17 protein-coding genes are annotated in these 22,796 nt (G+C 62.4%); 3 read left to right on the top strand and 14 right to left on the bottom strand.

Going from position 1 to position 22,796, the window contains the following annotated elements; all coding sequences use genetic code 11:
* The first annotated feature begins 185 nt into the window (after positions 1–185).
* Entirely contained in the window at positions 186–2,639 is a 2,454-nt protein-coding gene (locus ACSQ9A_RS30525) for a DUF6351 family protein (protein WP_436306639.1), read from the top strand.
* Between the two features lie 480 nt (positions 2,640–3,119).
* Here the strand turns inward: ACSQ9A_RS30525 and ACSQ9A_RS30520 are convergent, their stop codons facing one another.
* Together ACSQ9A_RS30520 and ACSQ9A_RS30515 are read right to left on the bottom strand one after the other, a co-directional pair.
* Complete coding sequence (locus ACSQ9A_RS30520) at positions 3,120–3,548, bottom strand: hypothetical protein (protein ID WP_436295984.1); 429 nt, start codon at positions 3,546–3,548, stop codon at positions 3,120–3,122.
* A 550-nt stretch (positions 3,549–4,098) separates the two neighbouring features.
* Positions 4,099–6,045: an alpha amylase C-terminal domain-containing protein gene (locus ACSQ9A_RS30515; RefSeq protein WP_436306638.1), complete on the bottom strand. Its 1,947-nt coding sequence runs from the start codon at positions 6,043–6,045 to the stop codon at positions 4,099–4,101.
* 1,070 nt (positions 6,046–7,115) lie between these two features.
* Between ACSQ9A_RS30515 and ACSQ9A_RS30510 the strand changes: the two genes are divergently transcribed.
* Positions 7,116–7,562, top strand: a complete 447-nt coding sequence (locus ACSQ9A_RS30510; RefSeq protein WP_436297843.1) for an SET domain-containing protein — start codon at positions 7,116–7,118, stop codon at positions 7,560–7,562.
* Positions 7,563–7,682: 120 nt separating this feature from the next.
* Here the strand turns inward: ACSQ9A_RS30510 and ACSQ9A_RS30505 are convergent, their stop codons facing one another.
* The 12 genes from ACSQ9A_RS30505 to ACSQ9A_RS30450 all read right to left on the bottom strand — a co-directional run bounded on the left by ACSQ9A_RS30505 (position 7,683) and on the right by ACSQ9A_RS30450 (position 21,205).
* Positions 7,683–9,239, bottom strand: a complete 1,557-nt coding sequence (locus ACSQ9A_RS30505) for a gamma-glutamyltransferase family protein (RefSeq protein ID WP_436297844.1) — start codon at positions 9,237–9,239, stop codon at positions 7,683–7,685.
* 84 nt (positions 9,240–9,323) lie between these two features.
* Entirely contained in the window at positions 9,324–10,073 is a 750-nt protein-coding gene (gene cnbZ, locus ACSQ9A_RS30500) for a 2-amino-5-chloromuconate deaminase CnbZ (protein WP_436297380.1), read from the bottom strand.
* A 197-nt stretch (positions 10,074–10,270) separates the two neighbouring features.
* Positions 10,271–11,266, bottom strand: coding sequence for a tripartite tricarboxylate transporter substrate-binding protein (locus ACSQ9A_RS30495; protein ID WP_436297381.1), 996 nt, complete (start codon positions 11,264–11,266; stop codon positions 10,271–10,273).
* Positions 11,267–11,277: 11 nt separating this feature from the next.
* On the bottom strand, positions 11,278–12,270 hold the full coding sequence (locus tag ACSQ9A_RS30490; RefSeq protein ID WP_436297382.1) for a ketopantoate reductase family protein: 993 nt from the start codon (positions 12,268–12,270) through the stop codon (positions 11,278–11,280).
* A gap of 102 nt (positions 12,271–12,372) precedes the next feature.
* The gene (locus ACSQ9A_RS30485) at positions 12,373–13,332 is read right to left on the bottom strand and encodes an alpha/beta hydrolase (protein WP_436306637.1); all 960 of its coding nucleotides are present in this window, start codon (positions 13,330–13,332) and stop codon (positions 12,373–12,375) included.
* Entirely contained in the window at positions 13,329–13,943 is a 615-nt protein-coding gene (locus tag ACSQ9A_RS30480; protein ID WP_436306636.1) for an SRPBCC family protein, read from the bottom strand. Before ACSQ9A_RS30480 ends, ACSQ9A_RS30485 begins: the two co-directional genes overlap by 4 nt.
* 12 nt (positions 13,944–13,955) lie before the next feature.
* Positions 13,956–14,942 carry a 2,5-dihydroxypyridine 5,6-dioxygenase gene (locus tag ACSQ9A_RS30475; RefSeq protein ID WP_436306635.1) on the bottom strand — a complete coding sequence of 329 codons (987 nt, stop codon included), beginning with the start codon at positions 14,940–14,942 and terminating at the stop codon, positions 13,956–13,958.
* Between the two features lie 24 nt (positions 14,943–14,966).
* A complete protein-coding gene (locus ACSQ9A_RS30470; protein WP_436306634.1) occupies positions 14,967–16,313 on the bottom strand; it encodes a cytosine deaminase in 1,347 nt (448 codons plus the stop codon).
* Positions 16,314–16,331: 18 nt separating this feature from the next.
* Positions 16,332–18,698, bottom strand: coding sequence for a xanthine dehydrogenase family protein molybdopterin-binding subunit (locus ACSQ9A_RS30465; RefSeq protein ID WP_436306633.1), 2,367 nt, complete (start codon positions 18,696–18,698; stop codon positions 16,332–16,334).
* Complete coding sequence (locus ACSQ9A_RS30460) at positions 18,695–19,168, bottom strand: (2Fe-2S)-binding protein (RefSeq protein ID WP_436297388.1); 474 nt, start codon at positions 19,166–19,168, stop codon at positions 18,695–18,697. The genes ACSQ9A_RS30465 and ACSQ9A_RS30460 overlap by 4 nt, the downstream gene beginning before the upstream one ends.
* On the bottom strand, positions 19,168–20,037 hold the full coding sequence (locus ACSQ9A_RS30455) for an FAD binding domain-containing protein (RefSeq protein ID WP_436306632.1): 870 nt from the start codon (positions 20,035–20,037) through the stop codon (positions 19,168–19,170). Before ACSQ9A_RS30455 ends, ACSQ9A_RS30460 begins: the two co-directional genes overlap by 1 nt.
* Positions 20,038–20,077: 40 nt before the next feature.
* Entirely contained in the window at positions 20,078–21,205 is a 1,128-nt protein-coding gene (locus ACSQ9A_RS30450; RefSeq protein ID WP_436297390.1) for an FAD-dependent oxidoreductase, read from the bottom strand.
* 538 nt (positions 21,206–21,743) lie between these two features.
* On the opposite strand from ACSQ9A_RS30450, the gene ACSQ9A_RS30445 reads away from it, so the two are divergent.
* The gene (locus ACSQ9A_RS30445) at positions 21,744–22,793 is read left to right on the top strand and encodes an ABC transporter substrate-binding protein (protein ID WP_436297391.1); all 1,050 of its coding nucleotides are present in this window, start codon (positions 21,744–21,746) and stop codon (positions 22,791–22,793) included.
* Positions 22,794–22,796 lie beyond the last annotated feature (3 nt).

Raw genomic sequence — 22,796 nt, 5'->3', positions numbered from 1 at the left:
ATGATCGCGAGGCCGCCTGCTTCAGGATCGACAGTCGTTGATGCAATTTCGCCGGCGCGTTTCATTGCGTCATCAGAGAATCCCGTGATCAGGACCTGAGCGCAATACGCTCGAAGTTGTATTTACAGGCCCACAGCTACTGACTAAGGTCAGCACGGCTACCTCAACAACAATGAGGAGTTGCCATGTTCGAACCGTCTGTCCCCGCCGACCACGAATGCTACGCGTCCGGTACTTTTGGCTCGCTTAGGGCGATGCAATCGTTAATTGCCTGTGTAGGCTTCGTTTCGCTGATCGCATGTGGTGGTGGCGGTAGTGGTGGTGGTTCACCTGTGAGTGCCGTGGACAAGCCGACCGTAGCTGGCCAGACCACCCCTGCCAAAGCGACCCCGATGACGGTGTCCATTCGGCTTCTATCGAGTGCGCCACAGTGGGTATCTGGTGGCGACGCTCGCATCGAGGTGCGGGCGGCTCCCGACCTGCAGGCTGAGCTGGAGATTTGGATCAATGGCCGGAAGACTTCGCAGACGCTGGTCTCCCGCGGAGACCGGCTGGAGGGCGTCGTCAGCGGCTTTGATGTCGGCGACAACACGCTCGAGGTCCGTCACGCGCACGGACAAGGCCTAGGCGTGTCAGCGTCGCTCCGCCTCACCAATCACCCGATCGAGGGTCCGATGTCTTCGGGGCCTCACCAGCATCCCTTCGTCTGCACCACGAACCAGTTTGGACTGCAGCCGAAGATCGACGTGGACACCCCGCCTGGCTACGCTGTGCGCGGCGAAGGGGTCACCATCGCCGGCTACAGCCGCAATTGCTCCATCGATACAGTCGTTGCCTATTTGTACTGGGCGGCCGATAACAGCTGGAAGGCGCTGCCCCCCGATGGCTCGGTGCCGGCCGACATGACTCAGGTGACGCTGGCGGACGGACGCACGGTGGACTTCATCGTGCGCCGTGAAGTCGGCACCATCAATCGCTTCCTCTATAGCCTCGCGATGCTGGCGCCGCGCGGAGAAGATCCAGCTCACCCGGACACGAGTCTGTGGAACGGCCGCCTCAACTACTACTTCCAGGGCGGCGTCGGAGTCGGCCATTCGCAAGGAGCCGTTCATGGCCGTTCGCTCGAGCCTGAAGTGCTGAAGCGAGGCTACGCTATTGCGCACTCGAGCGGAAATGTCACGAGCACCCACTACAACCTCCAGTTGGCCGGCGAGACCGCGATGATGACCAAGGAGCGCTTCATTGAACGCTACGGCGTGCCGTTGTACACCGTGGGCCTGGGCGGCTCGGGCGGTGCAATCGCGCAGTACATCCTGGCGCAGAACAACCCCGGCGTTCTGGACGCCGCGCTGCCAATTCAGTCCTACCCCGACATGATTTCGCAGGTGACCCATGTCGGCGATTGTGAGCTGCTCGAGCACTACATGGACGTGACCGACCGAAACAACGAGCGGTGGAAGAATGTCAAGAATCGCGTGCTGCTGGTGGGCATGAATGGCGAACCGGCGGTGGTTGACACCATGTCACTGGTGAAGCCATACCTCGGCCTGGATGGTCCGAGCATGAGCACCGGCTCGACCGAATGCGTGAAAGGTTGGCGCGGCGTCCACCCGCTGGTGATGAACCCGTTGTACGGCCGTGCAGCCAATTCGGCGAACCACGTACCGCAGAGCGACATCGCCACCATCCAGTGGACGCACTACAGCGACGCGCGCAACATCTACGGCCTCGACGCTGACGGCTACGCGCGCCATACGTGGGACAACATCGGCGTCCAGTACGGCCTGAAGTCGATGAAGGAAGGCAAGATCACGCCGACGGAGTTCCTCGACTTAAACTTCAAGGTGGGCGGCTGGAAGAGGCCCAAGGACATGGTTCAGGAGGTCTATCCGTTGTTTCCTGGCATTACGCTGGCGATGGTTCTCGCGGACCCAACGCTGTTCGACCCCTGGAGCCGGCGCAATATGACACTCTCCCCAGCCGCAGACGTGCCAGCACCGCGTACCGAGGGCAACCTCGAGGCAATGCGAGCGGCCTACACCTCCGGCCTCGTGTTCGGCGGCAACATTCCGCTCCCCACCATCGACAGTCGTCAGTACCTCGAGCGCGAGGCCGACATGCATAACGCACACCAGTCGTTCGCGGTGCGCAAGCGCGTGCTGCAGAAGATGGGGACCAGCGATCACCTGGTGATCTGGTTCACTGACACGATGCCCGGAGTGCCGAAGGTCGATAAGAACTTCGTCGTGGTCGACGTTATGGACCAGTGGATGGCCAACATCCGCGCTAACCCGAACTTGAGCGTCGGCGAGAGCCGGCCGGCCGCTGCGGTAGATAGCTGCTTCGACGTCAACGGCAATCTGATCGCTTCTGGGCCAAACGTCTGGGACGGGATTCTCGACAGCAAGCCGAGTGGCGCCTGCACGCGCGCGTTCCCGCTGTTCAGCACCTCGCGTATCGTCGCCGGCGCGCCGTTCGAAGGAGGCATCTTCAAATGCGCGCTGAAGAGTGTGGACACGGCGCTACACGACGGCATCTATGAACCGTGGGTTCCCGACCCCGCATCCATCGCGAAGCTCAAGCAGATCTTCCCGCAGGGCGTATGCGACTACAGCAGACCGGATCAGGGTCGCCCGTAGCTGCAATGCAAGCGTCCAGGTTGGCAATGAATGAGCAACGCTCGTGTCCGCCCATTTCTCGGTGGACGGGTTGCGGCATGTAATGGGCGGGATCGACGGCGTCACCACAGGACGTCAGCCACTCCTCGTGCCGGAGGCGAGGCTGGCACTTGGAGATCACGGTGCCGTCCAGCCTGCTCAGTGCGGCAAATAGCGTGGGTCGTGCCTTGGCGCTCGCAGTCGGCCGTTGACGTCGATGATGACGCCGCTCACGCACCTCCGCAAACCCGCCATTCACGAACGTCAGGAGTTGGCCGACAGTTCCAGTTCGCGATCGTGAACCGTCGCATCCGCAAGAGGTTCGAGGGATGCCGGGACTCCGCTTGAAGGCGTTGACGTTCAATGCAGAGCGCGGTGGAGCGCTCAACCTCCACGGCTTTGACTCATCTACCGTACCAGCGTCGCTGCGGGGAGCCGAGAATGGAGCTGTCGCGTCGAGTCTCACATGACCTGCATTACGGCGAACACCAGGTCCGGCGTCTTCTCGCTTCTCAGCTCAAACCGGTTGCCGGCGACCTGCCTCACGGACACGCAGGAAGCCTTCAAGCCTGACTCAGCACCCATCCATGTCAGTTCCCAGCAGAGCACGTTGTTCTTAACTTCCCATTTGCCCTGGTCCGCGCACTTGTCCGTATGCTTGCTCCCAACCGCTCTCGCGCATACCGACCGGTCCTTGCGAAAGTCAAAGAGGTTGGTGTGCGAAGGGCGTTCCGGGGTCCCATAGATAGAGAGTCCCCAGGTTCGCCCGCTGACCAGTTCAACCAGAGCGGCACCTGAGATCTCTTGCACAGTCTGAGTTTGCGCGGCGTCGGCCATGCATGCCGCGAGCAGAACTGCTGAAAGCTTTGGCAGGATCGGGGCGCTCGCCATTGTGTTCCTCGGTTGGAGCCTACCGTCACGGTACAGAAAGACTGCGTCGTGGGCGCCAAAGCATCATGCGCTCCTGAGTATCCAAGCGCAAACGGGCCGTCGAGGCGCCGCCATAGGAATGCACGTTGGCCAAGATCACGTTCACTTGTCCGCCGCCACCGAGAGTCCGCTTTCGGACCTCACAGTTGGAGGGCCGACGGTATGCCATAGGCCCGTCGCCCAGGTCGAGCGACAGCCATACGCCGCAAGAACGACGGACCGCTCCTGGCCGACTGTAGCCGGTCGCGGGCCATGGGCTGCGGTTTAGGGTTTCCGACACCTGCCCGGCGACGCGGCCGCTTGCGACGCTTACAACGGATCAAAGAGGGTGCGTTGAGTCGCCCGGTGACTAGCTAGACCGGTTGCAGAACCTCGATTGAGACCGCATTGCATCAGACCTGGAGGATGAAGGGCCGAAGCCGCCGCTCAAGTCCGGCCGGCATCGGCGGTCCGCCAGAACTTGCCGCGGTGTACAACGTTGGCCATTCCGAGCCTCCGCAGCAGTGGCTTCTCACGCGAAGGTCCGACAAAAGACCAGGATGGAGTTCGGCGGCAGTGTGAGCTCGGCCGAGTGGTCGAACTCGTGCATCGGTACCGGGCTCGCCTCGACGGCGCCGGCATTGCCGACGACCTGCGGATTGACCCAGTTGTCGTACACGTCGCTGTTGAAGGCTTCCAGCCAGCGCCCACCGGACGGGAAGCCCACGCGGTAGTTATACCGGGGCTGGTCGGCCAGGCTGACGACCACGACGACATCCTCTCCCACCCCAGGTACCCAACGGTGAAAGGCAAGGAAACGGTTGCCGTCGTGGGCATCAATCACGCGAAAGCCGTTGGCGCGCAGCGCCGACAGGCGCCAGCGTAGCCGGATCAGCTCGCGGGTGCAGCGCAGAAAGTCCCGCATCGCCGGGTCTGGCGCCTCGAGCCCGGGCCAGAACAGGCGCAGCTCGGGGCGGTTCTCCAGATCATCGGACCACTGCTTGTCCTCGAGGAATTCCTGGCCCATGAACATCATCGGGATGCCGGGTGAGGTCAGCGTCAGCCCCATTGCGACGCGGCTGCGCGAGCGCGCAAACCACGAGCGGGGATTGGACGGATCCGCCAGCCTCGGGATGCGCGGCTCACGCCCTTTGGACGCATCCGGATCGCGCAGCACCACGTCGTGGTTCTCGGGACCCTGGACAAAGCGCCAAGCCTCGTCGAACCCTGCGGGCCAGAGGCTGTCGGCGAGCCGCTGCATCGGCAGCGGCTCGGTGCCGGGGGAGCTTGCCGCCCGCAACACGTCGCGCACGGCGATGCGCAGCGTGTTGCTCAGCGTCGTGTCGAAGCCTGCCCCGCCGTCGCTGACGGGACGGACGACCCAGGGGTTCAGGTCCCAGTATTCGGCAAGCTGCAGCGCGCCGGGACGAAAGTAGCGCACGGTCGAGGTCAGGTCCTGGCAGAAGCGCCAGCCGTGCGGCTGGCCGTCGCGGTCGATCACGCTGACCTGGTCGTAGCGCAGGCCATCGATGCGGTACTCCTGCATCAGGAAGCAGGCATTGCGGATCAGGAAATCGCGCACTTCGGGCTTTGCGAAATCGAACACGCGCCCGCCGGCGTGCTCGCGCAGCCCGAAGTAGAGGGAATTCTCGAACCGCACGGGTAGTAGCTGCCCGTGCTGCCGGTCGAAGAAGTACAAGCTCTGATCGCCGAAGTCGCCGCCGGCATGGTTGTAGACCACGTCGAAGATCACTGCGATCCCTTGCACGTGCGCCAGATCCACCAGCGCCTTCAGCTGGTTCATCTCGCCCTTCAGGTCCGCTTCTGCATACGGCGACAAGCCCTTCGACGCGAGCATTGCATCGATCGATGCGACATAGGCAGGCAGTTCGGCGTCCGGCACCGCAAAGTTCGATTCCGGCGAGAAGTAGTCCAACCCGTTGTAGCCGAGGCTGAAGGTGGAGGGGAACTCCTGGATCGGCAGGAGCTGCAGGGCGGTGACGCCGAGGTCGGCAAGATACGGTAGCCGAGCCGCGACGTCGAGAAAGGTGCCGACCCCATGCGGCCAGCGCGGCGTCGAGTACGCGCCGACGTGCACCTGGTAGATGACGAAGTTCTCGAAATGGGGCGTGACGAAGCCAGTGTCGTGCCAGGAGAAATCCGGCCGCCGCAGAATGCATTCGCCGGAGCCCCATTCGAGCTCGCGCGCATAGGGGTCGCGCTTCCAGCCGCCGCCGGCGTCACCGACCACCCAGAACTTGTAAGCCTGGCGATCGCGCGCGCCCCGTACGAAGCCCCACCAATAGCCGCCGGTGTGCTGCAGGCGAGTACCGGGCGCGGGGTTCCACCCTGTGAAGTCGCTCAGCACGTGCACTTCGTGTGCGTTCGGCGCCCATACGCGGAATGTTGCCCCCTCCGCCACCAGGGTGGCGCCCATGGGCGTGTCCGGCCCGAGGTGTTCCTGCGTGACGGTGCCCATGTCAGTCGTGGCCGCCGAACACAAATAGCCGCACCCGGCTGTTGATCAGGCCGTCCTTCTGCACGACGGTGGCTCCCATGGCACCTCCTTACGTTTATCTGTACGCGGACGTCCGTCGAACCACACGGAAACGGCCCATACTGCGGAACGCCGGTGGGCGTGTCAACCTCCCTCTGGAGCATCATCGGAGAAACCAGTGGCGACGTTCGGCCGGCGTGTGGCAGAGCTAGCAATGGGACCTCAAGGACGCACGACTACTTGCTTCGCGGGGGTCAGAGGACGAGGGTCAGGACGGCGAAAAGCACCACTCCGACCACGCAGACGAGTCCGTCGAGCAGCATGGCGCTGCGGACAGCAAGACGAGGTATCCGGCCGGCAAACTCTCGCAGTTGGCCTGCTACCGAATGGCCGCGTGGAAGCATCGATGCGACAACAAGGCGGCCAGCGATGACCTGTGGACAGCCTGGGCTGCCAGCGAGAAGCCCGCCGCAAGACCATAGCGCCCTACGACGACCTCTTTGCCATCAAGCATTGGAGGCCGAGGAGATGGCCAAGCCCCCACGAGCTCGTCTGGGGCATTGGCATTCGGTGTGGAAGCCGAATCACTCCGAGCGTGCGCGACGTCGGTAGTGGACTTCCAGCACGCGCTCTTCACCCGGGCGCTGGAAGTCGGGATGGATGACCGGGTCGTTGGCCCTGGAAGGGCGGCCGCGCCGTGGGGCCGCAGCTTCCTTCAATGCGTTCGCCGCCTGCGAGATGCAAAGCGCGCCCGAGTTCAAATTGGTCGCACGAGAGGCGCTGACCGAGAGCGCTGACCGGCCGGTGCGCCCGTTTGACGCCGGGAGCTACGCGCACCTCCTTAAGCCCATTGATGGGATGTGCACGACAAGGGACGCTACAAGCCGAAGCCGAGGCAGCTTGCGCTACTTTGGCGCTGCCGTGGGTTTGCTCTGCTGCCGGACGCCAAGGCCAGGGGATTGCCCTTCGTCAGGCTCGTCATTGCCGCCAACGCTCCTTCCCGATCGCTTGATAATCGGGCGGCGTTACTGCCACTTCCACCTCCAACCCCGATGCCGTGCCCTACTCCCCTCTTCCACGTTCGAACCAGCGATATCCATGGCGTGGGGCTCTTTGCAATGCTGCCGCTGCCGGCGAACACCAGGCTGGGCACGTATGAGGGGCGGCGCATGTCACCGGCCGAAGTGGAGGCGACGGACTGGGAAAGCCATCTCACGTACCTGTTCGGGCTGTCCGATGGCACCGTCATCGATGGTGCCCAGGGCGGCAATGAATTGCGTCATCTCAACCATAGCTGCAGCCCGAACTGCGAAGCAGTGGAGACATGGGCGCCCGACGGCACGCTGCGCTTGGACATCGTCACCTTGTGCGACGTTCTCGCCGGCGAAGAACTGTGCATCGACTACGCTTTGGCCATCGACACGACCCATGCACCGGAGGCCTATCCGTGCGCCTGCTCATCTGTCGAATGCCGGGGAACGATGGCGGCATCGGCCTGACTGGTGTCGCCGTTCCGTGCGGAAGGAAACCCTGTTCGGGTGCGGGAAAGTTCATGCCGGGCTCTGCGGCGCGGTGAGCTGACGATGGTGCTGCGACGCAGAGTGCTCGCCTCTGCGCTGTCAGACGCCCAGGGCCTTGCCGTCGCTGCGCGGATCGTGCGCGCCCGAGAAGGCACCGGTGACCGGATCGATCACGATCGCGCCGGAGTGGCCAGCGAGAGGGCTTTGCGCAGGAAGCGGGCTCACTTCGTGCCCGCGTCGTGCCAGTTCCTGGAATACCGGCTCGCCAGCATCACTCTCCAGCTTCAGCGAATCGCGGCTGTCGGAGAAGGTCTTGCCGAGCAGGAAGCGTGGTCGCGACAGCGCGGTCAGCGGATCCATGCGGTAGTCGATCAGCCGCGTCAGGATCGTGGCCAGCGTTTGCGGCTGGCCGTCGGCACCCTGCGTGCCGTAGAGGATGTGCGGCTGGTCGCCGTTCCTCAGGTACATGCCAGGGTTGAGCGTATGGAACGGCCGCTTGCCGGGCTGCAGCCGGTTCGGATGCCCCGCCTGCAGGGTGAACGCCGCGCCGCGGTTGTGCCACAGGATGCCGGTATCCCCGACGATCACGCCGCTGCCCCAGTCGAAGTACAACGTTTGCAGCATGGCCACCGAATTGCGTTCGGCATCCGTGGCGGCAATGAAGACCGTGTCCCCGGTCTTGAAGGTGTCCGGCCAGGCCAAGGCCTTTTGCATCTGGATCCGCCCGGCGAGCATGTCGAGGTTGGCCTTTGACAGCAGCCTCACAGTCGGCACGTCAGCGAATTCCGGATCGGCGACGTAGCGGTTGCGGTCGATGAACGCTTGCTTCACGGCTTCCGCCAGCAAATGGTAATGGTCGGCACTGCCCTCGGCGATCTTGCTGAGGTCGAAGCGGTCCAGCACGCCCATGATTTGCAGCGTGGTGATGCCCTGCGTCGGCGGCTGGTGCGAGAGCAAGACGCCGTCGCGATAGGCGACACGCAGCGGCGCCTCCTCGCGCGCGTGGGTCTTCGCAAGGTCGGCCGCGGTCAGCGGCGAGCCGGCGTCTTTCAGGCCTTTTGCGATGCGAGCCGCCAGGCCCCCTTCATAGAAGTCGCGATGGCCCTTCACCGCCAACGTCTCCATCGTGTCGGCCAGTTGCAGCTGCCGGAACGACTGCCCCACTTCCGGCGCTTTCCCCGCCACCATGAAATGGCCCGCAATGGCAGGCAGACTCGCCAACTCCTGTTGGCGAAAATCCATCCAGAAGCGTTCCGACGGCGTCACCGGAAAGCCCTCGCGGGCCAATGTGATGGCGGGCGTCAAGAGCTCGGACCAGCTCTTCTTGCCGCCCAATTCGCTGCGGCTGATTTCAAACGCCTTGCCCAGCGTATCGACGTTGCCGGCACTGGTGAGCATCGAGGGCGCACCGCGCACCGGGATCGCGCCGACGTACTGCGGCAGTTCCATCGGCGCCTGGCCGATGCCGGACAAGGTTCGCACCTTGCCGTTGCGGTCACGGATGATCATGAATGCATCGCCGCCAAAGCCGGAGAAATGCGGGTAGGTCACATTGATACTGGCGCCGATGGCAATGGCGGCTTCGACCGCGTTGCCGCCGGACTTCAAGACATCAAGGCCGGCTTGCGTGGCCAGTTCATGCGGGCTGGTGACCATGCCGCGCATTGATCGCGCGAGGACATTTTCTGACCTGATTGCCGCGTCGCTACTTTTGGAAAGATCAATCAACACGGAGTGCCGTTAGAGAACGAGTTCTCGGCTAACAGCGCGTACATCCACTTCGAACTCCATACCCAAGACGGGTGGATAGCTCGGAAACAGCGTGAGGCCTACATTTGTTAGTCCGCTGCCTGCAAACACGGATGAAATCACAGCTTCAAGCGGATGCACGGTATAGATTTGCGCACCGTTCACAGATGACCACTCCGCGCCCAGACTAGTAACCCGCTGGCGCAGTGCCTGCATGATGAAAGCGGCCTTTCCTATAAGGCCTTCGGCAGAAACATCGGTGCCACCAAAGACACCACCTGGCGGTTCTTCAATAATTTCCGGTTTGCCAGAAATGACGAAATCAACGGGCTTTGCAATACTTTCTTGTTGGATTGGTGTCGTGAACGAGAAAGCAAACAGCGCACACTCCGTTGGGGGATTAAAAAGCGGGGCAAGATTGCTGCGCCCAATTGGGTATGGGATCTGACCAGAAAAACCGAGTGAGGTTAGAAGATCTACATAGTAATTGTTAAATTTATTGAAATCTGCGCGCGTCAAAGCGGCAGGTGAGCGCAATTCGCAGGCCGCCAGCGCAGTTAACGGTCGACCCTGCTTCTGCAGGTAGTCTGCGATGACGCGAAAGCCAGCGCCCAGAGCTTGCGGTTGCCGAAATCGTACGCGGTGCAGTTCATATCCTGGGAGTGCAGCCACACCCAGAGAGAACAAGCCACCAGGGATGAATTGGAAGCTACCAGCTTCATGAATGGTGACGTTTGACATTGGAAACACTCCCAAAAAAATTAGTCTTGCTGTGTAGAGACCAATACGGCAATGGCAGCACAAGGGCTTATTTGACACGGACTACTCACTGCCCTTCAGCAGGTAGGTGATTTCGTCTCGGTATTGCAGCACCCGAGCCGTCATCCGCGATAGCTTCGATTCGATAGGCTCTTTCGCTCATGAAGTCGCCGCTCCAGTCAGGATTCGGCCGTGAAGCCGACGCGGCGCACAAACGGGCCCCACAGGTCGGCGTCTGCCTTGAGGGTACGGCCGAAGTCCTCTGGACTGGGCGAGCCGATGACGTCCATACCAAGCGGTATGCCAGAGTCGATCATGTCCTTCTGTGCCAGTGCGGCGCGCACGGCAGCATGAGCACGATTTACCACGGTCGGAGGCGTATGAGGCGGCATGAACACCCCACTCCACTCGCGCATGTTGAGCTCTGGGAAACCCTGTTCGGCATAGGTTGGTACGTCTGGTGCGAAGCGCGAGCGTGTTGAGCCGGTGAGGGCGAGCAGACGCAACCGGCCGCTAGCGAGGTAGGGCAAGTAGTCACCCAGCGGGGACGAGAAAGAAGCGATCTGACCGCTTAGCAGTTCCAGAATGCCAGGCCCGGAGCCGCGGTAGGGAATTTGCCTCATAGGGACGCCGGAAGCCTTTTCTAGCAGGGCGGCAACCAAGTGGGGCATGGACCCGGCGCCCGGCGAGCCATAGTTGGCCAGGTTTGGGTTGGCCTTGGCCCAGTCCAGGAATTCGCGCAGCGTCTTGACCGAAGTGGGCACCTGCGGGCCGACACCGAAGCCATGCGAGTTGTACAGCACGGCGCTGATGGGTGTGACATCGTCTATCTTGTAGGGCAGCCGAGGGTAAGTGTGCGGGTAGATGATCAGCATCCCCGCTGGCGTGAGCAGCATGACCGAGCCGTCTGCGACGCTGTCTCGCAGTGTCGTGACAGCGATTTGTCCGCCCGCACCAGACCTGTTGTCCACCTGCACGTTGGCGGCGTAGCTGCCGCGCAGTTTTTCGGCCAGGCGCCGCGCAAACGCGTCCGTGGTGCCTCCGGGCGGAAAGCCCACGACGATGCGCAATGTCTCCACGGCCGGGGCCTGAGCATGGGCGGCCAGGGGGAAGCCCAGGCCGGCTGCGATACCGGTGGCGCCAAATGACTTCAGGGCCTGCCTGCGGGTGCTCATGGTAGATTCCTTCAGAGGGTTGAGACGATGGGGGGAAAAAAGTCTTGCCCTGAACTTTCTGGCTTAGGCCGACCATCGACTTTTTGGGCAGCTGGCGGACCATCACAGAACGGCTTCAGCAAGGCGTAGGTTGTTGTGTGCAGTGGCGTCGCGATGCCATGCATCTGACCGAGTCGCATCACCTCTCCGCTCAGTCCCTCCAGCTCAAGCCGATGGCCAGCGTCCAGGTCTCTTCGCATCGATGCGACGGTCTCTGGCGGCAGGGATTGAAGATAGCCAAGAACGTCATGGGCCACGGAAGGCGCAAATTTGACGCCTTCCGCAGTGCCTACTGCTATCACTTCATGTATTGACTGCTTGACAAGCTCCACCAGCCTGGCCTCGTGATAAACAATGCCGGCGGGTAGCTTTGAGATGCAGTTCAGGGCGGCGCTGGTCGCTAAACCAATGAACTTTGTCCACAAGACATTGTTGATGTCGTCAGCCAAGCTGGCATCAATGCCAACGTCGCGCCACAGCCGTACCAGCTCAGCAACAGGCGCTTTGACCTCGTGATCTGGATTTCCGAGAATGGCACGCTCAATGCCGCCATACGCTACTGACGCCGGGCCAGTCATTTTTGTCAGGGCGTAGACGGGGCCGACAGCGATCTGCGTCGAAGGCACCAAGGCACTGAGCACTCGGTATGCACTGATGCCGTTTTGAACTGCAACGACGACACCTGTTCGGGAAAGAGCAGGCAGTGCCGAGACGGCCGCAGCCTGGAGATCGTAGAGTTTGGTGGCCAGTAGCAAGACATCGACTGGCGCCAGTTTGGCGACGCTTTCGACAACGTCGACACTGTCCAATCGAAACGGAACGCGACCCACAGCCGTCAGCGGCTGATTCCTGAGTGCAAGCAGCCTGCTGCCGCGGGCAATGAATGTGACCTCAGCGCCAGCCATCTGAAGCCAACCACCGTAAAGCAGCCCTACCGCCCCGGCACCCATCACTGCAATGCGCATTTCTGCCTCGATTCTCTTGAATTTTATTGAGTTGGGTTACCAGCTTTGCCAGCCGGTGCGGCTGCTACTCGTCTGTTGTCCTGCTGGCGTCATCGGCAGCCTTCAGCGCATCGCACTCAGTCGCAGATGTTGATGAAGAAAGAGTGCCATCAAAGATTCGAGCGTCGTTCGCTCATCGCTTTCGGCATGGACATCCACTGTGCGCGGATAGAAATGGTTAGCTCCCGGGATACGCACCAGTTGATGAACAAGCCCGACCCGCTGGATGTGCTCAACCGGGGCCACCATGCTCTGCAGTTGGGAAGGCAGATCGTTCTCGCCGACGAAGAGCAAGAGCGGTGGCTCGCCCGGTGCACCGAGGATGCACGACTCGGCCATGCTCAGCATGATGCGGCCAGACAGCGCGACGACGGCCGCGACGCCAGCGCCTTGGGCATAGGCAGCATTCATCGCGGCGGTTGCGCCGGCTGAAAATCCGGCCAATGCAATGCGGCTCGCGTCGATGCGAAAACGAAGCGCGCTGGCTCGCACGAACGCAACCGCTTGGCTGATGTCGTCGGCCGCTGCTTCGTAGGTATTGTTCATCATTTGCGGCGTGCAGGGCATCAAGCCTTCCTGCGCGCGCACGAAGTTCACGCGGTCGCTGTTGATCAGCGTGCCCGGCGGCAATGTCGGCGTCCAGCCCGGGTCTGGCGCTTCCTGCATCAACCGATAGTCGATAGCGAAGCAGACATAGCCGCGCCGCGCAAATTCGCGGCAATATTCAGAAGCCGACGTATTTCGCACCTCGCCCGTGGGCACCACATCGCTCTTGCGGTCGCCGCGCGTAAAGGCCCCGCCGCACGCCATCACCAGCGCTGGGCCCAGAGCGCGGCCATCGTCCACCGGTTCGTAAACGTCGAGTTGCAGTGCCCGGTAGCTCGCGGCCCCGCCTTCAACCGTGTATTGAATACCCGCCATGGCGTATGTCAGGTCTTCGATGACGCGAACCTCATGGCACTTTGCGACAAATGCGTCGCCAGCAGATTGCGTGCTTGCAGGTTGATTCACGTTCACCTTCATTTGCTCTCCTGGTGCGGTTCGCGATGTGACCGGCCTTGCCACACCCGGGACCACACGCGGCTGCAAAAAGCCAGCAGCGATGGGAACCATCCCCGCTGGACAGCCTCGGTCTCGTTCGGATGCGACGCGGCGTCTGACTTTGCGTCCGGCACGCCGGCCAGCGCAGCTTGCTCGCCACCAAGCCGCGTATTGAAGGCCACGAAAAACTCGTCTGCGATCTTGCGTGCTGATGCATCAATCAATCGGGAACCAATCTGCGCGAGCTTTCCGCCGACCTGTGCGTTGGCGCGATACGCAAGGCGCGTCGCCGCGCCTTCGGGCGTGAGCTCGACGCTGGCAGTCCCCTTGGCGAACCCTGCGACACCGCCCTGACCTTCAAAAAATATCGTGTATGAGGTCGGCGGCTTCAGGTCTGACAGACGCAGGCGGCCTTTGAAGCGGGCGCTTACAGGGCCCACCTTCACCGTCATCGTCACGGCATATTCATTGGGCGCTGTTTCCTCGATGGCCTCGCAGCCGTTGATGCAGGCCTTGAGCGTGTGCGGATCGTTCAGCGCCTGCCAGGTGCGTTGTAGCGTAGCGGGTATGAGTTGTTGTCCGGTGAGTTCCATCGCGTCGTCACTTCAACTCGGGCGCTGTTCAGGCGAGACCACGTCACCATCGAGCACCATCGGTTTGCCGTCCAGATAGACCGAACAGCCCGCAAGAGGAATGTCCAGATGCATGGGCGCGCGCCGGGTACCGCCGCCAGAGAGATTGGGACCGGTCGAAAACAGGAAGTTGCCAAGATGACCACGGCCGTCCTGACCCTCGATCTCTGCCTTGTCAAAGTATTTCAAAGCGTCCCAGCGCGAATTGCGGCTGAGCCCCCAGCCGAGATGCGACACGGCGAACACCTCGGGATTGCGATAGGCATCCAGCGTGGCCTTCAGCAACTTCGCATCCATGCCGCCTTCGATGGCGGTGATGTAGCCGTTCTCCAGGTGCAGCGTGATGGGTGCATGCACGTACTCCTTCTGCGGGAAGATCATGTCGCCGGCGTCAATCACGACCGTGCCCTGCGCCGAGCCGTCGTTGCTGTAAGTGACGACAAAGGCGCCTGGGCATTGATCCCAATGACCGGGGTCGTCGGCAAAGCCGTATTGGCAATTGCCATTGAGTTCGCCTAAAGCGACTTCAAAGTCGGTACCCGCGGGCGAGGTTACACGCATCGTTTTCGCCGCGCGTATGCAACTTTGCGCATGCTGGACGCGCGTCTTGTCAGACGCTTGGGGCAACATGCGCAACAGAATTTCAGGCGGCTCGACAGCCGTCAAAGTGCGCACGCCGTCTCGCCCGAGTTGGCGAAACACTGGATCGTGGCTGTGCGTCAGGTCAACAATGAGCCCGGCGGCGCGCAGCGCCGGCAGCGCCGATGCCGAGACACGGTGCGGATTGCCGACTTCGACATAGCTGACCGCAGCACCCATGTCATCGAGCACCCGCAGCGCTACATCCTTGTAGCGATTGCGGCCACTGAGCGAGCCCAGGACCACCACTTTCTCTTCGGGACTGACCTTGCTCAGCAACATCAGGTGATGCCATGCCGACTGAAGACTCTGACTGGACATTTTGATTGCTCCTCAATAGGGATTTCAGGGCGCCGTACGTTTCTCGATATCCGCCCGGAACAAGTGGTCCAGCGTTCTGTAGTCGGGCGGTGCCGCATCGATACGCTTGCCGTGGCGGATCACGACGCGGCCTGCGCCGCGCCGTGCAAACAGCTCGCTGTGGCTGCGCTCGCGGAACAGCACCAGATCGGCAGGCGACCCGACGCGCAGAACGCCACCTTGAACACCCATCGCCTCGAAAGGCCGGCGAGTGATCGCGCCGGGCCACTCAGCGAGATCGGTGTCGAGATGCCCAAGCCGAATGCCACCGCCCAGAACCTCCAGCAAATCGAGGTCCCCGAATGCGTGATAAGGATCGCGGCAGTTGTCGCTGGCCAATACCACCGGCACGCCGGCGGCCTGCAGCTCGCGCAGAAGCGGAATGCCGCGCCAGCGCGGTGTCGCCCCGGGCCGGCGGCCTTGCAGATACTGGTTCACCAGGGGCAGGCTGACGAGCGTGATGCCGGCGTCCTTGACGAGCCCTATGGTGCGCGCCGCCACGGCGTCTTCCTGCACCGAAAGACTGCAGCAATGACCGCACACCACTCGGCCCTGGAAATCGGCGCGCATCACCGCCTGTGCGATTTGCGCCAGCGTCGTCGAAGCTGCCGCACCGTTCTCGTCAACGTGCAGATCGACGTTCATGCGCCGCGCCCGGGCCAGGCCGAACAGCCGGTCCAGCCGACCGTCGAGCGGCTGGGTGTCGTCCCCGTCACTCAGGCGAAACGTGACGCCGCCGAGGAGGCCGCCCGACTCTTGAACCAGGCCGACGAGTGCGGCGTTGCGCCCGTCGTCGTAGAGGTCGGTGCTGACGAGGGCGACGGCCTGCAATTCCACCCGGCCCGCCCAGCGATCACGCAGACGCCGGAAGACGTCGAAGCTGATGCGTTCCTGGCTCGGCACGTAGCAGTCGAGGTGCGTGCGTATCGCCGATGTGCCGTGCGCGTAGGCCGACATGAGCGCGAATTCGAACCGCGCTTCGACGTCCTCGGTGCGCCAGTAATGGGTCGTGTCGGCACGCACGTGGGTGCGTGCGCTGTCGATGGTGCCGTCTGGGTTGTGTGCACGCGGCCAGATGTGGCCCTTGTCCAAGTGGGTATGCAAGTCAGCGAAGGTGGGCCAACATTGGCCGCCATCGGCATCGACCAGGGCGCCGTCGGTCGGAGATCCGGCCGGCAGAATTTGGGCAATCGTTCCTTGGTCCAAGACCAGATCGACCCGCGTCAGGCCGCTGCAGCCAGCCGGCTCAATTGAAGGATCGAGAAGGCCTCGCGGCACATTCACATTCGCCAGTTGGACGCGCCCGGCGTCTGGCCATTGCAGATTGTTCAAGGTGTTGTTCATTGAAGCTCAAAGCGCCTGGAGACGCCCCAGCGCCTTCAGTATCCGCACCGGGGTCATCGGCACGTCGGTCACGCTGGCGCCCAGCGGGCGCAGCGCGTCATTCACGGCATTCATCACCGCGCCCACCGAACCCGATGCACCCGCTTCGCCAGCGCCCTTGGCGCCCAGGCTGGTGTGCGGCCAAGGTGTTTCGATGTGCTCAACGACGATGTCGGGCAGGTCGCCGGCAACCGGCACGAGGTAGTCGGCCAAGGTGCCGTTCGTCAACTGCCCTGCCCCCGCATAAATCAATTCCTCATAGAGCGATTGACCTATGCCTTGGGCGATGCCGCCGCGCACTTGCTCAGACAGGAGCAAAGGGTTCACGACGACGCCGAAGTCATCGACCGCCCAGTGCTTCAACAGCCGCACGAAGCCGGTGTTGATGTCCACTTCAACGTGGCTGGCCTGGATGCCGTTGGTCGGAACAACCGACGGCCAGTCGTGCCCCAAATGCATCGACAAGGAGAAATTAATCTGCGGACCCGGCGGCAGCAACTGCGGCTTGAAGTAAATGACCTCCGCCAATTCAGCGAGCGTCAGGCGCAGGTCGGGCGAGCCAGCGACTGAAAACACACCGCCCTGAAGATCGAGTGCGTCCACTGAAGCCCTCAGGTAACCCGCCGCCGCGCTGAGCACCACTTGGCGAAGTTCGCGCGCAGCCTTCAGCGCCAATTCGCCACCGACCGCCGTGCCGCGCGAGGCACGCACCCCCGAACCGTAAGGCGTGGCCTGGCTGTCACCCGAAACCACGCGTATGGTTTCGGCAGGCACGCCCAGCCCTTGGGCGACGATCTGCGCGACGACTTCGTGCGTGCCTTGACCTTGGTCCGTGACCGTGATGGCGCATCGGACAGCACCAGACGGGTCGATATTCAGCGTGATGCCGTCCTGCGCAGTGGCCTTGCGTATGTGCGCCGATGTGGGCGCATTGGTCGCCGTGCGTTCAACGAAACATGCGAAGCCGATGCCGCGGTATATGCCGCGAACGCGAAGCGCCGCATGCTCGGCGCGCAGCGCCGGAAGATCGATCAACTCACACAGCCGGCTCAAACATTTTTGATGCGACAACGCTTCAAGCGGCACGCCCGTGCGTGTCACCAGCGGGTAGGCGTCGTCAGGCGCCAAGTTGCGACGGCGTAATTCCTCGGGCGCCAGCTTCAGCAGCGCTGCAGCCTTGTCGATCAGGTGTTCGGTAATGGCTGCACCCATCGGATGGCCGACGCCCCGGTACTGACCCACCATGGTCTTGTTCTGGAAGACGACGTCGAGGTCGCCGCTGACACGCGGAACCATGTACGGCGCCATGGCAATGCGCAGCGCCTCGTCGCCTTCCTGAACGCTGGAACCCGGGTGCGTCGAGTACGGCCCTATGGCCAGCAGGCAGCGCGCCTCCCAGGCGAGGAACTTGCCCTCGTGGTCCAAGGCCAAGCGCGCCCAGAGGTTCTGTTCGCGCGCGTGAATATCGCTGATGAAAGACTCCATGCGATCGGCCACGAATTTGACCGGCCGACCCAGCAAGCGCGAGATCGCGGCGGTCGCGATCTCGTCTGCATAGAGATGAATCTTGACGCCAAACGATCCGCCGATGTGAGGACAAACGACACGGATGCGCCCTTCCGGAATGCCAAGGTGCATCGCATAGAGCGAGCGCAATTGGTGCGGTGCCGTGTGGCTTTGATGGATGGTGATGCTGTCGTCGCCTGGCAAATAGCTTGCGACCACGCCCCGTGTCTCCATCGAGCATCCCGTGAGGCGGTGGAAACGGAAGTTGTCTTCGACGACCAGCGCGGCATGGCGAAAGGTCTGATCGTCTATGGAGTCGCCCAGGTGCGCCTGGTACGCAAGGTTGCTGTCCAGGTCACGGTGCGCGCGTGCCGCGCCGTCAACGAGTGCCAATTCGAGTTCGCAGGCGGCGTCCTCGGGTTCCCATTCAACCTCGATCAACTCGACCGCGTCTTCCGCGATGGCGCGGCTTTCCGCGACAACCGCAACCACAGGCTGACCGACGAACACGACTCGGTCGGTGGCGAGGCAGGTCTGCTCGCGCGTGGTCAGACCGGGATAGGTCTGGGACGTGACCCAGGACTTGCAATGCGGTGCCACATCGGAAGCAACGACGACGCGCACGACGCCCGCCAATTGCGCTGCCTCGTCAACACGGATCGATCGGATCTCGGCCTTGGCGTACGGGGAACGCAGAAAGGCGACGTGAAGAACTCCCTGAACCGCAACGTCGTCGATATATTGACCGCGCCCTTCGACCAGCACTCGGGCGTCGGCACGCGGACGGGAAGCCCCGATGCCAGACTTCTTGGTTTGATGTGGATTCATGGCCTGCGCTGCAGATCAAGCTCGACGGCGTTCACGATTGCTTCGTAGCCTGTGCAGCGGCAGAGGTTGCCGGACAGGGCGTCACGGATCTGCTGGCGCGTCGGCGTTGGCGTCTTGGCAGTGAATTCGGCCGCCGTCAGCAGCATTCCGGGCGTACAGAAACCACATTGGAGCGCGTTGCACTCGACGAACGCGTTTTGTAGCCCTCGGACGCGTCCGCTTTGCGTTGCACCTTCTATGGTTTCCACAACGCAGCCTTCCAGTTGCACGGCGAACATCAGGCAGCTGCGCACGACCTCTCCGTCAACGACCACCGTGCAGGTGCCACAGACACCGTGTTCGCAGCCGATGTGGGTGCCCGTCAGGCCAAGATCATGGCGGATGAAGTCCGCCGCGCTCGTGCGCGCGGCGACCGAACAACGCCGGACCTGGCCGTTGACCGTCAAGGTGACGGCATGAAATTCGTCCATCAGGGGGCTCCGTGCGGTATGGGCTGGGACAGGGACTGCAGGCAACGACTGACCAACTCGGCTGCGAGGCGTTGCTTGAACTGGCCTTCTTCGCCATCGTCAACGTGGGGCGCGAAATCGGTGGCGATGGCTTGCGCAAGCGCGCGGCGATCGGGTGTGCCTCGGCGGCTCGCCCAGAGCGCTGGCAATGCGCTGAGCAATAGCGGCCGGTCAGCAATACCGAACGCCACCCATTCAAAAACGTCCTCTCCCGCGCGCGGACAAACGCTGACAGCCAGACCAGCGATTGCGAAATCGCCGTGGCGACGCGAGATTTCATCGATGGCGAAACGTGCGCCTGGCAACGCCTTCGGGATGCGCACGGCGAGCAAGATTTCGTCGGCCTCAACGGCCGTCGTGAAGGGCCCGTGAAAGAATTCTCGCGCCTTGACGAGTCGCGTGCCGCGTGCCGATCCGATCTCCATCGTGGCGTCCAGCAACACAGCGCAAGACGGAAACTCCGCGGCCGGGTCCGCTTGGCACAGGCTGCCGCCAAAGGTGCCTCGGTTGCGAATGGCCAGGTGCGCAACATGCTCGACCGCCAGTCGCAGCAAGGGTGCATGGCGCGCAACCAAGAGGCTCGTCTGCATCTGGTGATGGCGCGTGAGCGCACCGATGCGCAATTCACCGTTGTCCTCGGAGATGAGCCGCAAGGCGTCAATCCGGTTGATGTCGATGAGTACAGCAGGCGAGCTCACCCGAAAATTCATCATGGGAACGAGGCTCTGGCCGCCGGCCAATACCTCCGCGCTATCCCCGTGCTTCGCAAGAAGCGCATAGGCCTCATCAAGCGTCGTCACCGATTCGTACTGAAAAGCTCTGGGTTTCACGCGGCCCACTCCAAGTAGGTGACGACGGCATGCGCAGGCATCACGAGGCACCAACCGGTGGACGAATGGCGGCGCAGCGGATCGTGCGCTGACGCACCCATTCGTTGCCCACGATGACGCCGATCGCCATGCGGCGAAGCTTCGGCGGCAGGCGCGCCAGTTCGCCATACCAGCTTGAAACGGACTGGACCCATTCGACGAATGGTCGTTCGCCGCGCTCCCATTCGGCGATACCTGCCGCCACATCGTCGTGCCGCGTCAGTGCGTGTGCGAGGGCCAGCCCCGAGGTCATGGCCACACCGCCGCCCTGGCCCAGGAAAGGCGGTTGCGCACTGGCTGCGTCCCCGATCAAGGCCACCCGACCGGATGACCACGCTTTCAAACGGATGACCTCGAACCAGTCGCTCTTGCCGTTCGACGGAATGCGCTCTATTAGCCAGGCGAGATGAGGGAAGGTTGCCAGCCATGCGCCACAGTCATACGGTGCATCGGAGAGCGGATCGCTCCGCAGCGTCGTCAGTTGCACATAGGCCTTTTCCCGCGTGCACGGCGCGTAGAGCAGCCGTCGCCCGCGATTCCAGTGTTCGCTGACGACGCTGCGCACCGGATCGTCGGCCTCCCAACGCTCGCGATCGATCATGATGCGATAGCCGAACTGACCGACTGAACGGCGCCAGCGCAAGAGGCCCAGACTGTCGCGAACGCGCGAATTGATGCCGTCGGCACCAATGATCAGATCGCCCCGCAGCGACGTGCCGTTGGCGAATTTCAATTCACCCTCGGGATCGGCACCGATGACTGGTATGCCGAATGAGATCTCGCCACCAGCCTCGATGAACCCATCGCGCAGGGCCGTCAGCAAGGAATGGCGAAGCGGGATGTAGCAGCGTCCGCTCTGCGAAATGCTCTCGAAGCCCATCAACTCGCCGCGGTCGCCGCGACGCTCACGCCGCTGAACCGGAATGGCGCCTTCGATGACTTTGGCATAGACACCCAGCGACTCCAGAACACGCAGGCCGTTCTCCCAGATGTAGATGCCCGCGCCCAGGATCCGGATCTCGTCACTCTGCTCGAACAGCTGCACCTTCCAACCGCGTTTCAGCAGGGCGAGCCCCGTGGCAAGCGCCCCTATCCCTGCTCCTGCAATCAATGCCTTGCGGTTCGACATCGCCGAGTCCTTTGTGCTGAACGGCACCTGGGCGACCGACGGGGTCGCTCTACCTATGGCGCCCAAGCATGTTATCGTGGATTTCTAGTTTTGTCGATAACTATGAATTTTGTCGAGTAAGCTGGCCCGAATCCTGCGTGCGGCGAGCGCCATGACAATCCGACTTGGACCGACCCACCCGCTGCGATTTGCCAGCGTTCGGTCCGCCTGCAGAAGCGGTGCAAGACGCTCGCTGCGACGGCCGGCCGATGCGCGACATCGTGGGCAGGGTCCTGTCGCTCGATGCCGGCCCTCCTCGTGTTGGCGAAGAAGCGCCCCACGGGGCAATGCAAGCGGCGGGGATGCGCGCACCTTGAGCGCGCGCGATGACCCAAAACAGGGCGAACTCGAGAGCCACCGACCAGCGACTGCCGTCGAGATGTACCCGGGCCGACTTTGCCCCCTCATGAAGATCGTCCCGCCGCACCAAAGTGGCACTGTTGGGTGGCATTGATCGTCACTTCCTCCTCATTCCTTCAACAACCGCTCAGGAGTCCTTATGACAGGCAAAGAAATTGTTTCGAAGACGAGGCGCACAGCGCTGTTAGGAATGGGCGCCTTCGCATTGGGCGGGAGAGCCAGCCTGGCTGCCTCCGACGATCCAATTGTCTTGACCATGTATGGAGGAGCGTCGGAACGTGCCTTCCGTGCCGCCTTGCTTGAGCCGTTTGAAAAGGCCACGGGGATCAAGGTGATACCCAAGCTGGGCTCGCCGAGCGAGTGGCTGACCAGCGCCATCGTTAACAAGCGCAAGCCGGAGATCGACATTCTTTGGCTTGGATTTCCGGAATCCGTACGTGCTGTCGCCGAAGATGTCGTGCAGCCCCTGTCGGAGGAAAGAATCCCGAACATGAAGAGTGTTCGTCCCCGTCTGAAAGACCTCTACGACGGAAAAGGCGTGGGTCACGAGTTTGTCAGTTTCGGCATCGCTTACCGAACTGATCTCGTCAAGGCGCCGCCCAAGTCCTGGGCGGATCTGTTCTCACCAAGCTTCGCCAATCAAATTGCCCTGCCTGACATCGTCTCGCCCGGTGGATGGGAATTGTTGATGATGGGCGCCAAACTGAACGGCGGCAGCGAAAGCAACCTCGACCCCGGACTCGCCGCAGTGGAGAAGATTCGGGGCGGGGTGAAGCGCTTCTACAAGAATCAGACCGAAGCCGCCAATCTCCTGGACACGGGGGAGGCACCTATCGTCGGCGTGATTTCCGATTTTCGCGCGTATGCCATGCAGGACGCCGGCAAGCCGATAGGCTTCGTACGCCCTGCCGAGGGGGCGATCCCGTCCCTGGTCTCATTCCATATCGCAAAGAATACGGCCCACACAGAGAAGTGCGAGAAATTCATAGACTTCGCACTCTCTGTGCAAGGCCAGACCGCGTTTTGCAATGAGCTCGTTTGCGGCACGGCACGGCCGGACATCGCGCTCAAACCGACAGCTGCTCAGCGTGTCACGCCGTTTGAAAGTTTGATAATTTTTGACTGGCGCAAGGTTCTGCCGAACACGCGCAGGTACGTCGAGACGTGGAACCGTACCATCGCGCGCTGACAA

Origin of the sequence: Variovorax sp. LjRoot290 (assembly GCF_964253985.1) — a bacterium.
GTDB lineage: Bacteria > Pseudomonadota > Gammaproteobacteria > Burkholderiales > Burkholderiaceae_C > Variovorax.
The sequence above is the reverse complement of the archived record's forward strand: the minus strand, read 5'-3'. Positions and strand labels throughout refer to the sequence as shown.